Source organism: Bowmanella yangjiangensis (assembly GCF_018531185.1).
In the GTDB taxonomy this organism is placed as follows: Bacteria; Pseudomonadota; Gammaproteobacteria; order Enterobacterales; family Alteromonadaceae; genus Bowmanella; species Bowmanella yangjiangensis.
In genome coordinates this window covers 631,500-647,072 of sequence record NZ_JAHDJU010000003.1, presented here as the reverse complement: position 1 = coordinate 647,072, position 15,573 = coordinate 631,500, and the positions used below count along the sequence as shown (strand labels likewise).

15 protein-coding genes are annotated in these 15,573 nt (G+C 49.7%); 4 read left to right on the top strand and 11 right to left on the bottom strand.

The window, feature by feature from the left end; genetic code table 11:
- Nucleotides 1–136: 136 nt before the first annotated feature.
- Entirely contained in the window at nt 137–787 is a 651-nt protein-coding gene (queE, locus tag KJY73_RS18585) for a 7-carboxy-7-deazaguanine synthase QueE (protein WP_232848774.1), read from the top strand.
- 26 nt (nt 788–813) lie between these two features.
- Entirely contained in the window at nt 814–1,671 is an 858-nt protein-coding gene (locus KJY73_RS18580; RefSeq protein ID WP_214345160.1) for a transporter substrate-binding domain-containing protein, read from the top strand.
- 30 nt (nt 1,672–1,701) lie between these two features.
- Here the strand turns inward: KJY73_RS18580 and KJY73_RS18575 are convergent, their stop codons facing one another.
- The 10 genes from KJY73_RS18575 to leuS form a co-directional block, all read right to left on the bottom strand.
- The gene (locus KJY73_RS18575; RefSeq protein ID WP_214345159.1) at nt 1,702–2,874 is read right to left on the bottom strand and encodes a serine hydrolase; all 1,173 of its coding nucleotides are present in this window, start codon (nt 2,872–2,874) and stop codon (nt 1,702–1,704) included.
- Nucleotides 2,875–3,073: 199 nt separating this feature from the next.
- Nucleotides 3,074–3,886, bottom strand: a complete 813-nt coding sequence (locus tag KJY73_RS18570; protein ID WP_214345158.1) for a septal ring lytic transglycosylase RlpA family protein — start codon at nt 3,884–3,886, stop codon at nt 3,074–3,076.
- Between the two features lie 9 nt (nt 3,887–3,895).
- Nucleotides 3,896–5,011, bottom strand: a complete 1,116-nt coding sequence (gene rodA, locus KJY73_RS18565; protein WP_214345157.1) for a rod shape-determining protein RodA — start codon at nt 5,009–5,011, stop codon at nt 3,896–3,898.
- Nucleotides 4,983–6,875, bottom strand: a complete 1,893-nt coding sequence (gene mrdA / locus KJY73_RS18560; RefSeq protein ID WP_214345156.1) for a penicillin-binding protein 2 — start codon at nt 6,873–6,875, stop codon at nt 4,983–4,985. Before mrdA ends, rodA begins: the two co-directional genes overlap by 29 nt.
- A gap of 21 nt (nt 6,876–6,896) precedes the next feature.
- Nucleotides 6,897–7,367 carry a 23S rRNA (pseudouridine(1915)-N(3))-methyltransferase RlmH gene (gene rlmH / locus KJY73_RS18555; RefSeq protein WP_214345155.1) on the bottom strand — a complete coding sequence of 157 codons (471 nt, stop codon included), beginning with the start codon at nt 7,365–7,367 and terminating at the stop codon, nt 6,897–6,899.
- A 6-nt stretch (nt 7,368–7,373) separates the two neighbouring features.
- Nucleotides 7,374–7,691, bottom strand: coding sequence for a ribosome silencing factor (gene rsfS / locus KJY73_RS18550; protein ID WP_206594779.1), 318 nt, complete (start codon nt 7,689–7,691; stop codon nt 7,374–7,376).
- Between the two features lie 76 nt (nt 7,692–7,767).
- Nucleotides 7,768–8,412 (bottom strand): nicotinate-nucleotide adenylyltransferase, encoded by a 645-nt coding sequence (nadD, locus tag KJY73_RS18545; RefSeq protein ID WP_214345154.1) that lies wholly within the window; start codon nt 8,410–8,412, stop codon nt 7,768–7,770.
- Nucleotides 8,409–9,443 (bottom strand): DNA polymerase III subunit delta, encoded by a 1,035-nt coding sequence (gene holA, locus KJY73_RS18540; protein ID WP_214345153.1) that lies wholly within the window; start codon nt 9,441–9,443, stop codon nt 8,409–8,411. The genes nadD and holA overlap by 4 nt, the downstream gene beginning before the upstream one ends.
- The gene (locus KJY73_RS18535) at nt 9,443–9,934 is read right to left on the bottom strand and encodes an LPS-assembly lipoprotein LptE (protein ID WP_214345152.1); all 492 of its coding nucleotides are present in this window, start codon (nt 9,932–9,934) and stop codon (nt 9,443–9,445) included. The genes holA and KJY73_RS18535 overlap by 1 nt, the downstream gene beginning before the upstream one ends.
- Complete coding sequence (gene leuS / locus KJY73_RS18530) at nt 9,934–12,516, bottom strand: leucine--tRNA ligase (protein WP_214345151.1); 2,583 nt, start codon at nt 12,514–12,516, stop codon at nt 9,934–9,936. Before leuS ends, KJY73_RS18535 begins: the two co-directional genes overlap by 1 nt.
- Nucleotides 12,517–12,712: 196 nt before the next feature.
- Between leuS and KJY73_RS18525 the strand changes: the two genes are divergently transcribed.
- A complete protein-coding gene (locus KJY73_RS18525) occupies nt 12,713–13,204 on the top strand; it encodes a zinc ribbon-containing protein (protein ID WP_214345150.1) in 492 nt (163 codons plus the stop codon).
- Here the strand turns inward: KJY73_RS18525 and KJY73_RS18520 are convergent.
- Nucleotides 13,201–14,622, bottom strand: a complete 1,422-nt coding sequence (locus KJY73_RS18520) for an undecaprenyl-phosphate glucose phosphotransferase (protein WP_214345149.1) — start codon at nt 14,620–14,622, stop codon at nt 13,201–13,203. The genes KJY73_RS18525 and KJY73_RS18520 overlap by 4 nt on opposite strands.
- Nucleotides 14,623–15,011: 389 nt before the next feature.
- Between KJY73_RS18520 and KJY73_RS18515 the strand changes: the two genes are divergently transcribed.
- Nucleotides 15,012–15,572 carry a polysaccharide biosynthesis/export family protein gene (locus tag KJY73_RS18515; RefSeq protein ID WP_214345148.1) on the top strand — a complete coding sequence of 187 codons (561 nt, stop codon included), beginning with the start codon at nt 15,012–15,014 and terminating at the stop codon, nt 15,570–15,572.
- Nucleotide 15,573: the final 1 nt, after the last annotated feature.

Sequence of the window (15,573 nt, the reverse complement as noted above, 5' to 3'; positions counted from 1 at the left end):
CTGCCTTCTCTATAATCTGCCAACTTGGTGCTAATCATACCAGTTTTGTCCGACCAGGCTCTATGTTCAGGGGCGGTCGGTATCGCTTATTTACATGCAGGAATATCCTTTGAGCAACAGCCTGAAAATCAATGAAATGTTCGAAACCATTCAGGGCGAGGGCAGCTTTACCGGCATGCCGGCAATTTTTATCCGTCTGCAGGGCTGCCCGGTTGGTTGCCCCTGGTGTGATACCAAGCATACCTGGGAGGTTAATCCTGAGCGCGAGCAAAGTGTTCAACAGGTGCTGGTTAAACAAGCGCCGGATGATAGCTGGTTCAGCGAGACAGCTGATGGCATTCTCAGGTTGTTTGCCACGCAAGGGTATGTGGCAAAACATGTAGTGATCACTGGCGGTGAACCTGCCATGTACGACCTCAGACCGCTGACAAGCGTACTGATTGATGCAGGGTATTCCGTGCAAATTGAAACCAGTGGTACCTTTGAAATCCTGGTAGATGATAAAACCTGGGTCACCCTGTCGCCTAAAGTGAATATGCAGGGCGGCTATGAAATAGTCGATCAGGCATTAGCACGCGCAGATGAGATTAAACATCCCATCGCCATGATCAAACACGTCGAAGAGTTAGATGCTTTGTTGGCAAGACCGGCGACTAATCCCGCCGCACAAATCTTTCTGCAACCTATCAGCCAGCAAAAACGCGCCACAGATTTGGCCGTAGCGACCTGTATTCAACGCAATTGGCGTTTATCCCTTCAAACCCACAAGTATATAGGCATAGAATAGCTTTATGCTGTTGTGAAGAGAGTAACATGTTGAAGTCCAAATTATTGTTGGCATTTGCAGGATTATGGTTTAGCAGCACAGTGGCTGCAGCCACCTGGAATATAGTTTATCCAAGGCCCATGTCGGAGCTGGATGATCGTACTCGTTATCCGGTTGAGCTTCTTACCCTGGCCCTTGAGCACACCGGGGTTAACTTTAATCTGACTGCCAGTGACCGAATCATGTTACAGGGTAAAGCCATCAGTCAGCTTGAGTCTAACCGCGAAATTAACGTGCTGTGGAGCATGACTGACAACCAGCGCGAAGAAGACCTGTTACCCATTCGTATCCCGATCTTTAAGGGCCTGATTGGCTTACGCTTACCTCTGGTCAAAATTGGCAGTCGTGCCAACTTTACTAATATCAATAACCTTGAAGGGTTGCTGAATTTCAGGCCAATTTCCGGCAGTGACTGGCCAGATACGAAGATTTTGCAGGCCAGCGGTTTTGAAGTGGTATTGGCTGAAGACTACGATCAGTTGTTCACTGTGCTGGAGCAGGAACGTGGCGATTTTCTTCCGCGCTCTGTCGTTGAAATCTGGTATGAGTTTGAATTGCATGTTGATCAGCAACCACTGAGCATTGATCGCAATGTGGCACTTTACTATCCCACCGCAACGTACTTCTTTGTTAATCGTAAAAATGTCGTGCTGGCTAAGTTGATTGAAAGCGGGTTGGAAAAAATTATTGCTAACGGCAAGTTTGATGAGCTCTTTATGTTTGAACATAAAGCCATGCTGGAAAACGCCGGGTTGGAGAAACGCACTATCTTGCATCTGGATAATCCGATTCTTCCAGCGCAGACGCCGCTGACAAGAAAAGAACTTTGGTATCCGGTACCATAAAAAAAGGGGCGTATGCCCCCTTTTTTATCTTTAGCCGTCTAGGCCTACACTCATTTTAGCCCAGTCCATCAGGCGCTTGAATAGTCCGCCTTCCTGAACTTCTTGCAGAGTTACTAACGGGTACTGGGCAACATCTTCGCCATCCAGTTGTAGATACAGAGTACCCACCACTTCACCCTTAGCCAATGGTGCTTCCAGCTTTTTGTTCAGCTCAAAGTTGGCCTGAAGGTTTTTACGTTGGCCACGGGGGATGGTGATAGGTGTGTCTGCGCTTATACCCAAATCCACCGTATCTTTGTCGCCCATGAAGATCTTGTGCGAAACAAAACTCTCGCCAGCCTTGTAAGGGACGATGGTTTCAAAGAAACGAAAACCGTACTTTAACAGCTTACGATTTTCTTCTTTACGGGTGCGCTCGCTGTCGGTACCCATTACCACAGAAATCAAACGCATATCATCCTGAGTGGCGGATGTGATCAGGCTGTAACCTGCATCATTGGTGTGACCGGTTTTGATACCGTCAACATTCAGGCTTTTGTCCCACAGCAAGCCGTTACGGTTGTATTGTTTGATGCCGTTGTATTCAAACTCTTTAACCGAGTAAACCTCGTAAACCTGAGGCACATCGCGGATGATTGCTTCTGAAAGCAAAGCCATGTCACGAGGTGTGGTGTAATGGTTAGCATCATCCAAGCCATGACTGTTAACAAAATGGGTAGAGGTCATGCCCAATTTTTCTGCATAGCTGTTCATCATGCTGGCGAAGGCTTCTTCACTGCCGGCAATGTGCTCTGCCATAGCGACGCATGCATCATTACCCGACTGCACAATAATGCCGTGGATCAAATCAGATACTTTGACCTGCTTGCCCACTTCAATAAACATTTTAGAAGATTCAGGGAAGTTCTTAGCCCAGGCATTCTGAGAAACGGTGACCATATCATCCATTTTGATGGCACCGCTTTTCAGCTCCATGCCAATCACATAGGCGGTCATAATTTTGGTCAGGCTGGCGGGTGCTAGACGAATATCCGCATTGCTTTCGCCGATGACTTTGCCGGTATTAAAGTCCATCAGGACATAGCCCTTGGCAGCAACTTCTGGAGGGCTCGGAATGACCACGGCCGCATAAGAGAAAGTACTGAAGAGTAGGAAGATGAAACTGACAACTGATGTCGTCGAAGAAAGTTTGGTTTTAAGCATTACCCGTCCACTTTATTGTATCTGTCATGTTCTATTGCACACCGATTCCTGACGGTTACGGTGTCAATCACAGCTGGAGCGACAATATAACATTAATCACTTGTCTTGTGCCGCCAGGTTAGCGAGTTTTAGAGTGTATTTAGCCGAAAAAGTGCCGCAACTTAGCTTAATTGTCCGATTATTCTTGCTGTTAAGGGCGCTAGTGTGGTGCATACAACGGATAGGCTTTGTCATAGCCGTTCCGTTTAAGCTCTTCCATCAACTGTCTGGCATGGCCTTCGTCATCGAGCGGACCTAATCGCAAGCGATAAATACCATTATCCTGAGGCACGTGAGTGGGGAGTTGATAAAGCGTTTCCAACCCTTTGGCTAGCTGCTCAGCACGTGCACCATCAGAAAGAGCGGCAACTTGTACAAACCAAGCTTTGGTTAGGCCATCGACAGGTTTTAGAGGCGGTAATTGAGGCTCCCCGGCGATCATCACTGTGCCATCTGGTTCCACATGAATGGCATCCAGTTTAACTTTGGTTGTGCCCGTCTTAAGCATATCCAGTTTCATCGCAGCAGCGTAGGACAAATCAATGATTCGCCCACCGTGAAAAGGACCTCGATCATTAACCCGTACTATGACCTGTTTGTTATTGACCAGGTTGGTCACTCGTACAAATGAGGGAAGGGGCAGGGTTTTATGTGCTGCCGTCATGGCATACATATCGTAAACTTCGCCGTTTGAGGTCAAATGCCCATGAAATTTCTGACCATACCAGGAGGCTTCACCTTGTTGTTGAAAGTCTTTGGCTGTTTCGATGGGGGTGTAGTGCTGCCCAAATACCTGGTATGGGGCATTGCCACCCCGGCTTTGGTCTTCATAAGTCGGCACCGCGTCATGCAATGAAATCTCGGTGGGCAAACGATGTGGTGCAGAATCATGCCGCTGACTGTAGCGTCCTGTGGGAGCTGTACTGCAAGCTGCAATTAGAGTTGTCAGGGAAATGGCCAACAATAGTCTCATGTTGTTCTTCTATCTTGATAACAGACGTCTTTGTGTACCAATGGCCATCAGCATGCCAAAACCCGCCAGCAATGTCACCATGGATGTACCGCCATAGCTGACTAACGGCAGTGGAACACCAACTACCGGCAAAATGCCCGAAACCATGCCCATGTTGACAAATACATAGACAAAAAAGGTTAGCGTGAGACTGCCTGCCAACAACTTACTGTATGCCTCTTGGGCTCGGGTGGCGATAATCATGCCACGTACAATGATAAAACAATATAAAACTAGCAGCAGCAGGATGCCGGTAAAGCCGAATTCCTCGCTGAAGACTGCAAAGATAAAATCAGTGTGACGCTCAGGCAAAAACTCCAATTGTGACTGTGTACCATGCAGCCATCCCTTGCCAGAAAAGCCACCCGAGCCAATAGCAATTTTAGATTGAATAATATGATAGCCGGAACCGAGAGGATCCGACTCGGGATTCAAAAAGGTCAGTACACGTTGTTTTTGATAGTCTTTCATTAGGAAAAACCACATCACAGGTGCAAAGGCGGAGGCCAATACGGCCACTGAGCCAATTAGCTTCCAACTCATGCCCGCCAAAAACAGCACAAATAGTCCAGAGCTGGCAATCAGCAATGAGGTGCCCAGGTCCGGTTGTTTGGCGATAAGTAGAGTGGGGACGACCAGCAGTAAAAAACCGCCGACAATATGCAAGAGTCTGGGGGGCAAATTAAAGCGGCTGATATACCAAGCCATCATCATAGGCACCGCCAACTTCATGATTTCAGATGGCTGAAAGCGCATAAAGCCGAGATCCAGCCAGCGCTGCGCGCCTTTACCTACTGTCCCTATGGCTAACACTGCCACCAGCATTAATATGCCAACCACATAAAAATGCACGGATAAGCGGCGGTAAGCAAGAGGAGGGATTTGTGCGACCACTAACATCACAGTGAGTGCCAGCGCCAAGCGAATTAACTGTCGCTTGATCAGATCCCAGTCTTGTCCGCCTGCGCTATAGATAACAAACAGGCCCACGCCCATAAGGGTAAGCAGCCCCAGCAGCAATGGCAGGTCAATGTGTATCTTTTGCCAGATACTTCGCTTATTCGGATCTAACTTGGTTTTCTGCATGAGACTCAAGTGGGTGGATGGTAAAGAAATAGTCCATTACCTGGCGTGCAATAGGGGCTGCTTGAGAGCTGCCACCGCCGGCGTTTTCCATGGCAACAGTAACCACTATCTGCGGATTATCATAAGGTGCATAACCTATATACATGGCGTTATCCCTATGATGCTCAGCAATCTTTTCAGCATCATACTCTTCGCCTTCGGCAATACTAATGACCTGTGCCGTACCGGTTTTACCGGCGGAGATGTACTTAGTGTCTTTGAACGCTTTGCGTGCGGTGCCATGTTCACGATTGACGGTGCCGTACATGGCGTCCATCACTACATCCCAGTTCTCAGGATGTTTTAATACCAGTGGCGCCAATTCGCGAGGTTCATTCAGTTGCAATTGACCATCCACATAGCGTCCACGCAGCAACTGGGGTACGTAACGTGTGCCATGATTGACCAGCACGGTTACAGATTTAGCTAATTGGAGGGGGGTGGTGGTCCAGTAACTTTGGCCAATACCCACCGATATAGTATCGCCGATATACCAGGGCTGATTATGTTTTGCGCGTTTCCAGCCGCGGCTGGGCATGTTGCCGTCTGATTCCTCGTATAAGTCTATGCCGGTATAATCGCCAAATCCGAATTTAACCATCATATCGCTGATGCGATCTATGCCCAGTCGGTAGGCTAAGTCGTAGAAGAAGGTATCACAGGACACTTCAATGGACTTAGTGACGTCCACCCAGCCGTGCCCCCATTTTTTCCAGTCTCGCCAGGGACGCTCAACATTTTTGAGCTGATAGACGCCGCGGTCAAACATGCGCGTCTGCGGGGTAATGACTTCTTCCTCCAAGCCCAGCAGGGCTAAGTGAGGCTTAACCGTTGAGGCGGGAGGATACTGGCCTTGTGTGGCGCGATTAATCAATGGCCGATCTGGAGACTGTAACAACTGGCGATAATCTTTGCTGCTAATGCCATGCACAAACAAGTTAGGGTCGTAGCTGGGGTTACTGTACAGTGCCTGCACTGCACCGTTGTTAGGGTCTATAACCACCACAGAGCCGCGGTATCCGGCCATCAGATCTTGTATAACTTTTTGTAGTTTAACGTCGATATTCAGAACAATATCATCGCCGGGGATCGGGGGTTGAAATTCCAATGTGCGAATGATTCGCCCCTGGTTGTTAACTTCCACTTCCTGATAACCAACCTGGCCATGTAGCCTGTCTTCATGGAACTTCTCGACACCTTGCTTGCCGATATTGTAAGTGGCGGCATAGTTGTCTTCCTGCCCAGCCTCTACCAGTTTTTGCAGATCTTTTTTATTGATCTTAGCTACATAACCAAGCATATGGGTAAGGGTATCCCCATAAGGGTAATGTCGGGTCAGGCGTGCTTCGACGGATACCCCGGGGTATCTATGTTGTTTGGCAGAAAATTTGGCCACGTCTTCATGACTAAGACGGGTCTTTAATGCTACGGGTTTAAAGCGGCGCTGGCTTTTCAGCTCTTCGCGAAAATCTTCAATATCCTCAGACGAGATATTTAACAGTTCAGCGAGCTCTGCCAGTGTGCTATCCAGGTTCTCGACTTGTTCGGGGATGACTTCCAGGCTGAATGAGGGACGGTTCTCGGCCAGCAATTCGCCGTTTCTGTCGTAGATCAGACCGCGATTTGGAGCGACCGGCAACACTTTAATTCGATTGCCGTTGGAGCGGGTTTGGTAATCCTGAAAGCGGGTAACCTGTAAATAATACAGATTACTGATAAGCACACACAACAAGCCGAGTATACCAAGCAAGGTAATGACGGTCCGCCTGGCAAACAGATTTGCTTCAGCACTATGATCTCGGATAGTTATGCGTTTTGGTGGCATTAACGACTAATTTTCCACACCTCACTCCCTATGATAGGGGTGATTATTATTCAACGACCAGGCCCGGTAAAGACTTTCCGCCAGCACAATACGCACCAGCGGATGAGGCAGGGTCAGGGCTGAAAGAGACCACTTTTGCTCGGATGCCTGTATACATTGCGGCGCTAATCCCTCTGGCCCGCCGACTAACAGACTGACATCCCGCCCATCCATTTGCCAGCGCTGCATCTGCCCAGCGAGCTGGCCGGTATCCCAGGGCTTGCCTGTTACCTCGAGCGTCACGATACGGTTTCCTTTGGGGACGGCTGCCAGCATTTGCTCGCCTTCTTTGTGTAAAATGCGCTGAATATCTGCATTTTTGCCACGTTTCCCGGCGGTTATCTCTACCAATTGCAGCGGCATATCTGACGGAAAGCGCCGGGCATATTCGTTATAGCCCGTTTCCACCCAGTCCGGCATTTTGGTGCCGACAGCGATAAGTTGAAGTTTCACCTCAGCTTATCCCCAGAGTTTTTCCAATTGGTAGAAATCACGGGCTTCATCCTGCATCACATGCAAGATCACATCGCCGAAATCCACCAGCACCCATTCACCTGTGTCCTGACCTTCGATGCTAAGTGGCGTGATGCCAGCTTGCTTAGCTTCGATGACCACTTTTTCCGCAATGGACACTACATGGCGTTTGGAGTTACCTGAGCATACCAGCATGGTATCGGTGATGGTGGATTTCTCGGCCACATCCAAGTCCACAAGGTCGCGGCCTTTCATATCCTCGACTTTATCAATAACAAATTGTTTGAGCTGCTCGTGTTCCAAAGGTTCTCCTTACAAGACAAAAAGGCTCAATTCGCGGTTGAACCGCAGTAAAAAATGGGCGCATATTCTAGCATGCCTAACAAGGCGCCTGATACAGCTTGTGTTGCTGAATATAGGCCAGAACGGCTGGGGGCAACAAATCCGGCTCATGGCCGCCCTGGGCAAGCGTTTGACGCAACGCGGTGGACGACTGATGTATCGCGCGAGTTGCGGCCAGCAGAATATGACCATAGGGGGTGTCTTTCAAACGCTCTGGGTTATCCGTCTGGTGCTGAGCCAAGAGGGCCTGAATGGTCGGATTAAACTCGGCGGGACAGTCTCCTCGTTGGCAAACCAACAGGTGGCAAAGCTTGAGTAACTCTGGCCAGTGATACCAGCTGTCGAGACTTTTTAATGAGTCCATGCCTATGATAAAAACCAGTGCCGCCTTTGGCGATTCCTGACGGAACTGCCGCAGAGTCTCAACTGTATAGGAAGGCGTATCTCGCTCCAACTCTCGCTTGTCCACCGAAAACAAAGGCCAATCCTGGCAAACCAGTTCCAACATGGCCAGCCGATGTTCTGCACTGACCTTGGGCCCGGATTTATGCGGTGGAATATGGCAGGGCAGCAGATGAACCTTGGTTAGCCCAACCTGTTTGGCTGCATCAGAAACGGCATGCAGATGGCCCATATGTACGGGGTCAAAGGTGCCGCCAAATAATGCAATGACCTCACTCATGTATACTCCAGAGGGATACCCTGAAGTGGCATGGGAATAAATAGCAGGCAAAGGTGGCATAATTCAATATAAGGTCTGGTCAAGGCTGACTGCTTAAGCGCCTGGTCCAGACTGGCTAGCTTGCCTTGCATCTGCTGCAGATGCTTAGCATCCAAACGCTGGAGGGCTTGCTGATAGAGAGACTGTCGATTGCTCCAGATTTTGTACTTGCTCCAGAGGCCTGAGAGGTTCTGTCCCTGGCTGCGGGCAAACTGCAAATTTGATAGGGTCTGCCATTCACGTACCAAAGCCCATAATACAATGGTCGGTTCTATTCCTTCGCTTTCAAGCCTATACAGCATCTTTACGGCTTTTTGTGCATCGCCTGCCAGTAATACATCCACTAGTTGAAAAACATTAAAACGGGATTGATCAACCAGCGCTTGCTCGGCCTTACTCTGATCTAACTGACCACCGGGATAGAGGAGCGCAAGCTTGTCGATTTCCTGGCGGGCGGCCAGCAAATTACCCTCACAATAGTCGCTTAGAAGCTTAGTGACATCGGGTGTGGCTTGCAGGCCAGCACGGCGAAGACGGTCGGTTATCCAACCGCTTAGCTGTTTGCCTTCCAGCGGGTAGCAGGGAATATAAGCACCGTGCTTGTCGAGGTGTTTAAACCATTTGGCATTTTGCACATCTTTGCCAATACGTGGCCCATGCAAAATAAGTAACACATCGGGGTTTTGCTGCTCAGCTAGCTGTGTGAGCACTTTTGCCCCTTCAATGCCTGGTTTGCCACTTGGCATCTCAACTTCGATAATCTGTCGGTTGGCGAACAAGGAAAGGGTTTGACTGGCCTCCAGCAACTGATTCCAGTTAAAACTAGTGTCCGCAACCAATGAGGTTCGCTCATCAAAACCTTGCTGACGAGCCTGTTGGCGAATGGCTTCCAGACTTTCCAGTTTCTGCTGCGGCTCATCACCAAAGATCAGGTAACACGCTGCCAGGCCTTTATTCAGAGCATCTTGAAGGCGATTGGGATAAAGCTGCATCAGGGCTGCTGTTCGGTTAGCTGGCTCAACTGACGAATGATGCGATCAGCCGCTTGCTTACGCAGCTCGTCAAGGATCAGATTCAGTTCCCTGGACTTCGCCAAGACGGCATTTGGGTCATCCTGGTACTCACGGTTCAAGGTGAATTCCACCAACTGAGCGTCCTGTCCCGGTAGCCTGACTTCGAAACGCACATGATAATTGAGTTCGTACTCGGCTACCTGGCCGGTAGAAAACAGGGATAACAGACTACGCTCCAGTTGTTCGGGATAAAGGTAGAGGGTAATTTCCTGCTCTTGTGGTGCAGGTAATACCTGCACCTTGTATCCCTTTAAACTGGTCTTTAATACACGTGGCAGTGGTGCATGCTGATTGTCGCTGGCGACATGTACCTTAGTCACTTTGTCGCCCAGTAAGCCGGTTCCACGTAAATGGAACCCGCATGCACTCAGCAGCAGCGCTGCAATCAGTACGACACTCAGCCTGCCCATTAATTAGCCACAATATTAAGTAGTTTGCCGGGTACGTAAATTACCTTACGCAGTGTTTTACCCTCGGTATGCTGGCGCACATTCTCTTGCTCCAGGGCCTGGGCCTGCACTTGCTCTTGCGTAGCATCGGTGGCCACTGTCAGCTTGGCCCGCACTTTGCCGTTGACCTGTACTACGATAAGTTTTTCATCTTCTACCAGCGCAGATTCATCTACCTGTGGCCAGGGGCTGTATTCGATGTCTTGATGACCAAGCTGGGTCCACAAACTGTGACAAATATGTGGGGTGATGGGGTTAAGCAGGGCCAGAATCACTTCGATACCTTCACGCATCACTGCCAGATCCTGCGCTTCTTGCTGCGGTGCACGTTGCAGGTGGTTAAGCAGTTCCATTACCGCGGCAATGGCGGTATTGAAGGTTTGGCGCCGGCCGATATCGTCTGACACTTTGGCGATAGTCTTATGCACCTCACGGCGCAGGGCTTTTTGGTCAGCATTCAGTGCGTCGGTATTTAAGGCGCTGACCTCACCGGCGGCCAGATGATCTTGTACCAGTTTCCACAAACGTTTCAGGAAACGGTTGGCACCTTCTACTCCTGACTCTACCCATTCCAGGGTTTGCTCGGGCGGTGCAGCAAACATGGTAAACAAACGTATGGTATCTGCACCGTACAGGTCGATAACTTCCTGCGGATTGATACCGTTGTTCTTTGACTTGGACATTTTGGTCATACCGCCATGGATCACTTCCTGGCCGTCACTGCGCAATATGGCGCGCACAACTCGTCCTTTCTCGTCTTTTTCTACATCCACATCAGCAGGGGAGTACCAGGTTTTGGCACCTTTGGCATCTTCGCGATAGAAAGAGTCCGCCAGCACCATACCTTGACACAGCAGGCGCTTAAACGGCTCATCAGACTGCACCAAGCCTTCATCACGCAATAACTTGTGGAAGAAACGTGAGTAAAGCAAATGCAAAATAGCGTGCTCAATACCGCCGATGTACTGATCGACCGGCAACCAGTAATTGGCTTCCTTGGCATCCAGCATGCCCTGCGAGAACTGTGCTGAACAGTAACGGGCGTAATACCAGGACGACTCCATAAAGGTATCGAAGGTATCGGTTTCACGCTCAGCAGGCTGGCCTTGATAGGTGGTTTTTCGCCACTCTGGATCGGCCTTGATAGGTGAGGTGACACCATTCATTACCACATCTTCAGGCAAACGCACCGGCAATTCATCTGCAGCCACGGGCACAGATTCACCGTTTGGTAAATTTAACATTGGGATGGGGGCACCCCAATAACGCTGACGAGATACGCCCCAGTCACGCAAACGATAGTTTACCTTGCGCTGGCCTTTACCCTCGGCACTTAACTTATCGGCAATCGCGTTGAAGGCTTGTTCTGAGGTCAGGCCATCGAATGCACCGGAATTGACCAGCAGGCCTTTTTCCGTGTAGGCCGCTTTGGACAGATCTACGTCGTCGCCATTGCTGGGGGCAATAACTTGTTGGATCTTCAAGCCATATTTTGTGGCAAATTCCCAGTCACGCTGATCGTGGCCAGGAACGGCCATTACTGCGCCGGAGCCGTAATCCATCAAAACAAAGTTGGCAACCCAGACAGGTACGTCTTCACCTGTAATAGGGTGAACAGCGGTAATACCTGTGGCACAGCCTTTTTTGTCCATGGTCGCCATATCGGCTTCAGCCACTTTAGTGTTCTTACACTCTTCAATAAAGGCGGCTAAAGACGGGTTTTGCTTGGCCGCTTCCAATGCCAGCGGATGCTGGGCAGCCAGGGCAACATAAGTGACGCCCATCAGGGTATCTGGACGCGTGGTGTAGATATCGAAGCTGGCGTCGCTGTCTTTGACCTGGAAGGTCATTTCAATGCCTTCAGAGCGACCAATCCAATTGCGCTGCATGGCTTTAACCTGATCCGGCCAACTTTCCAGTTTATCCAGGTCAGCCAGCAACTGCTCAGCATAGTCAGTGATTTTGATAAACCACTGTGGAATTTCTTTTTGTTCGACCAGTGCCCCAGAGCGCCAGCCACGACCGTCAATCACCTGCTCATTGGCCAGTACCGTTTGGTCGATGGGATCCCAGTTGACCGTGGCGTTTTTCTTATACACCAAGCCTTTTTCATACAGGCGGGTAAAGAACCATTGCTCCCAGCGGTAATAATCCGGTTGGCAGGTGGCCAGTTCACGATCCCAGTCATAGCCAAAACCCAGCGACTTCAACTGGTTTTTCATGTAATCAATATTGGCGTAGGTCCATTTGGCCGGTGCGGTTTTGTTGTCGATGGCGGCATTTTCCGCTGGCAGACCAAAGGCATCCCAACCCATAGGCTGCATTACGTTCTTGCCTTGCATGCGCTGGAAACGGCTGATCACATCGCCTATGGTGTAGTTACGTACGTGGCCCATATGTAGACGGCCACTGGGGTAGGGGAACATGGAAAGGCAGTAGAACTTCTCCTTGTCGTTATCTGGCAGGGCCTTGAATAGACCGCTTTGTTGCCAGTACTGCTGGGCGTCTTTTTCTATCTGCTGGGGATTGTACTGTCTTTCCATCAATCTTGGGTTCCGAACTACAAAAGTTGATAAAGGTGTAGCCCCATAGAATACTTCACTGGGGCCATCAGGAACAATAGCAAGGGGGCATTTCTCTGGCTTTGACGGTGAGTGAGCGGGCTTTGCCAGCGAATTTTGTTCGTGTTGATGGAGATTAGATGATTCTTAGCCTAAAGATTGATGATAAGGAGTGAATATGAAAGACAACGATTCATCCCGCTATAGCAAGTTGCTTGAGCAAATATCTGACTGGGTGGCGAAATCGGTAGAGCAGGATGTGGTAGACCTGATCGCCATTCAGTCCAGGGCAAAAGCCTATCTGCAGGCAGCCGGTGAGCTGAGCAAGGAAGAGATGCGTTTACTGGAAAACACCTTGACCAGAGATCTGGAAACCTTTGCGCATCATTGGCAGCAAGATGCCGATGCTTCTCCCTGGTGGCAGGCAACGAAAGACAAGTTATGGTCACTATTGGCTGATGCGTCGGATAAAAGTGGCTTAGCCCTGCATGAGTCCCTGCGGGACATTCAACATCAGGGTATCTATCATGTTGGTGAATTGGTGGCACTGGGCGAGCTTGAGTGTACCCGCTGCCATCACCGCCACTCAGTAACCCATGTTGAAAAAATTCGTCCCTGTCTGGAGTGCGGACATGAGCGATTTTCCCGGGCGCTAACGCACTCGCTTTAATAGGCATTGCTGCTGGTAAATCCTTTACACAAGGTCATAACAATGATTCTTAAATCAAAACTTATTGACCAGTTGTGTATATAGTCGAGATCGTATTCGACACGTTTGGCCATCTTACCAAGGGTTTCCGTTTCACCGCGAAAGCCGTTGATCTGCGCCCAGCCGGTGATGCCCGGTCGAACTTTATGCCGCAACATATAGCCTTCTATCAGGCGACGATATTCCTCGTTATGCGCAACTGCATGCGGGCGAGGGCCGACTATGGACATACGGCCTTGCAACACATTGATAAACTGCGGTAATTCGTCCAGTGAGGTGCGGCGCAAAAATGCGCCCAAGGCTGTAATTCGAGCGTCATTGCGGGTTGCCTGCCTGACCTTGCTGCCATTGTCCTGGCTGGTCATGGAACGAAATTTGTAAACCAGAATCGGTTTTCCGCCCAGTCCATAGCGCACCTGCTTAAAAATAGCCGGGCCGGGTGAGGTAAGTTTTACCGCTATGCCAATCAACAGCATGGGCAGAGCAATTGCTAAAAGAATTAAACTGGAAAGCAGGATGTCTTCAATGCGTTTGAGTGTGTTATTGGCCCCCTCAAAAGGGGTGTCAAAAACACTCAAGGTTTGCACCTCACCAACATTCTGCCATCTGGCGTTTAATAGGTTATAAGTGAAGAAGTTCGGAATGATGTAGACATTCGCTGTGGTGTCACTGCAGTGCTGGAGCAGTTCAAGTATGCGTTGTTCAGCGGACATCGGCATGGCAATATAGATGTGATCCACCTTGCGGGCTCGAGCCAGAGCTATTGCTTCATCAGTATTACCCCGCACATGTGCAGTAAGCGAATCCGGAAGACGGGCCAACTGCCGATCGTCAAACAGCCCTTCAAAACGGATACCCAGTTGATGGTGGCGTTGCATTTGCTCGATCAGCGCGGCAGCCACTTGTGTTGCCCCCAAAATGATGGCACTTCTGGTGTTATGACCGCGACGCCTGGATACTGCCAACAACCAGCGGAAAACCAGTCGCCAGGCGTTTAAAGACACAAAGCCTGAAATTATCCAGGCGACGATAGTGTTTTTTTGAATACTTGGCGCAGAGTCAAATAAAAACAGGCAGGAAATGGTGAGCAGCGCCGTTAATAACCAGGCGCTAGAGACGATTTTAAGCATTAACATCGATGACGCGGTACGCCAGGAGCGGTAAATATCCATAGCTTCTGCGCAAATCATGTAAATCACCACATTCACCAGCAACAGCACAACATAGGTGCTATTTAAAGGGAGTTGCCAATAGAATAAAAACCCTGCGTAAGACAAGCTGATAAGCAATAAATCCACCAGTCGGTAAGCGGTTGCAAAGCTGTTTTGGTGTGACTGTATAAAGCCTTGGCCCTGTTGGATGTTAGCTGGTGATCGCATCTGTCTCTCTCCCTGTATTGTGCCACTGGGGGCGTACTGACTAAATTGGCCAACCCTGTCGTAAAGCCGCGACAGCGTCTGTTTTGTGCTCAAAGCCTATTCACATGCCTGCTGGCGCTTCACTACACTGAGTTGCAAGTTAATGTGTCGTCTGCACAGCCCCTCTTATTCACACCCTTGTCCCTATTCAGGGACATAAATTCGCTGTAAACCCCTGAAAAAGGACCCAGTATCCGCGCATGGCGGCTTACTCTTCACCGGCATGTCGCATCAGTCGTGGCCTGCAGCGCCTGTTAACACTGGACTGAGCAATGGGCATACCAACAGAGAATTGTTACTGGCATGTAACTGGCATAGTCGTGACCCATATGAGCAATCAGGGAGCGACAATGACAGCTGTTTGTAACCGAATTCTCAGCAGCATCTTCTGGTGTTTAATACTGTTTGGTGTGGAAACGGCCTGGGGGCAGGACGGGCAAAGTGAAGAAACTGGCTACTACCAACTGGACTCGGGGGATCTGATTCAGATTACGGTATTCGGCCAGGCCGATTTGTCATTGCGCAGACGCTTGCCTGAAACCGGCATCATTCATTACCCCTTTCTGGGCGATATCCAGGTTGCAGGTCTTACTGCCCGACAATTAGAAGCTCAAATTTATCAGGGTCTGAAAGACGGCTATCTGGTCGCCCCGTCAGTATCCGTATCTATTGAAGACTATCGGCCCTTTTTTATCGACGGCGAGGTGAAGCGACCTGGGGGCTATCCATTTCAGCCTGGGCTGACCGTTGATAAAGCTGCCGCTTTGGCCGGAGGCTATACCGAGCGAGCGTCCCGCAGCGATATACAGATTCTGCGTAATCAACAGAAACAGCCTCAACGCTTTGATGCCAGCCCCACTGATAAAGTCCTGGCGGGCGACATCGTGACCGTCAAGCAGCGCTTTTTTTAAT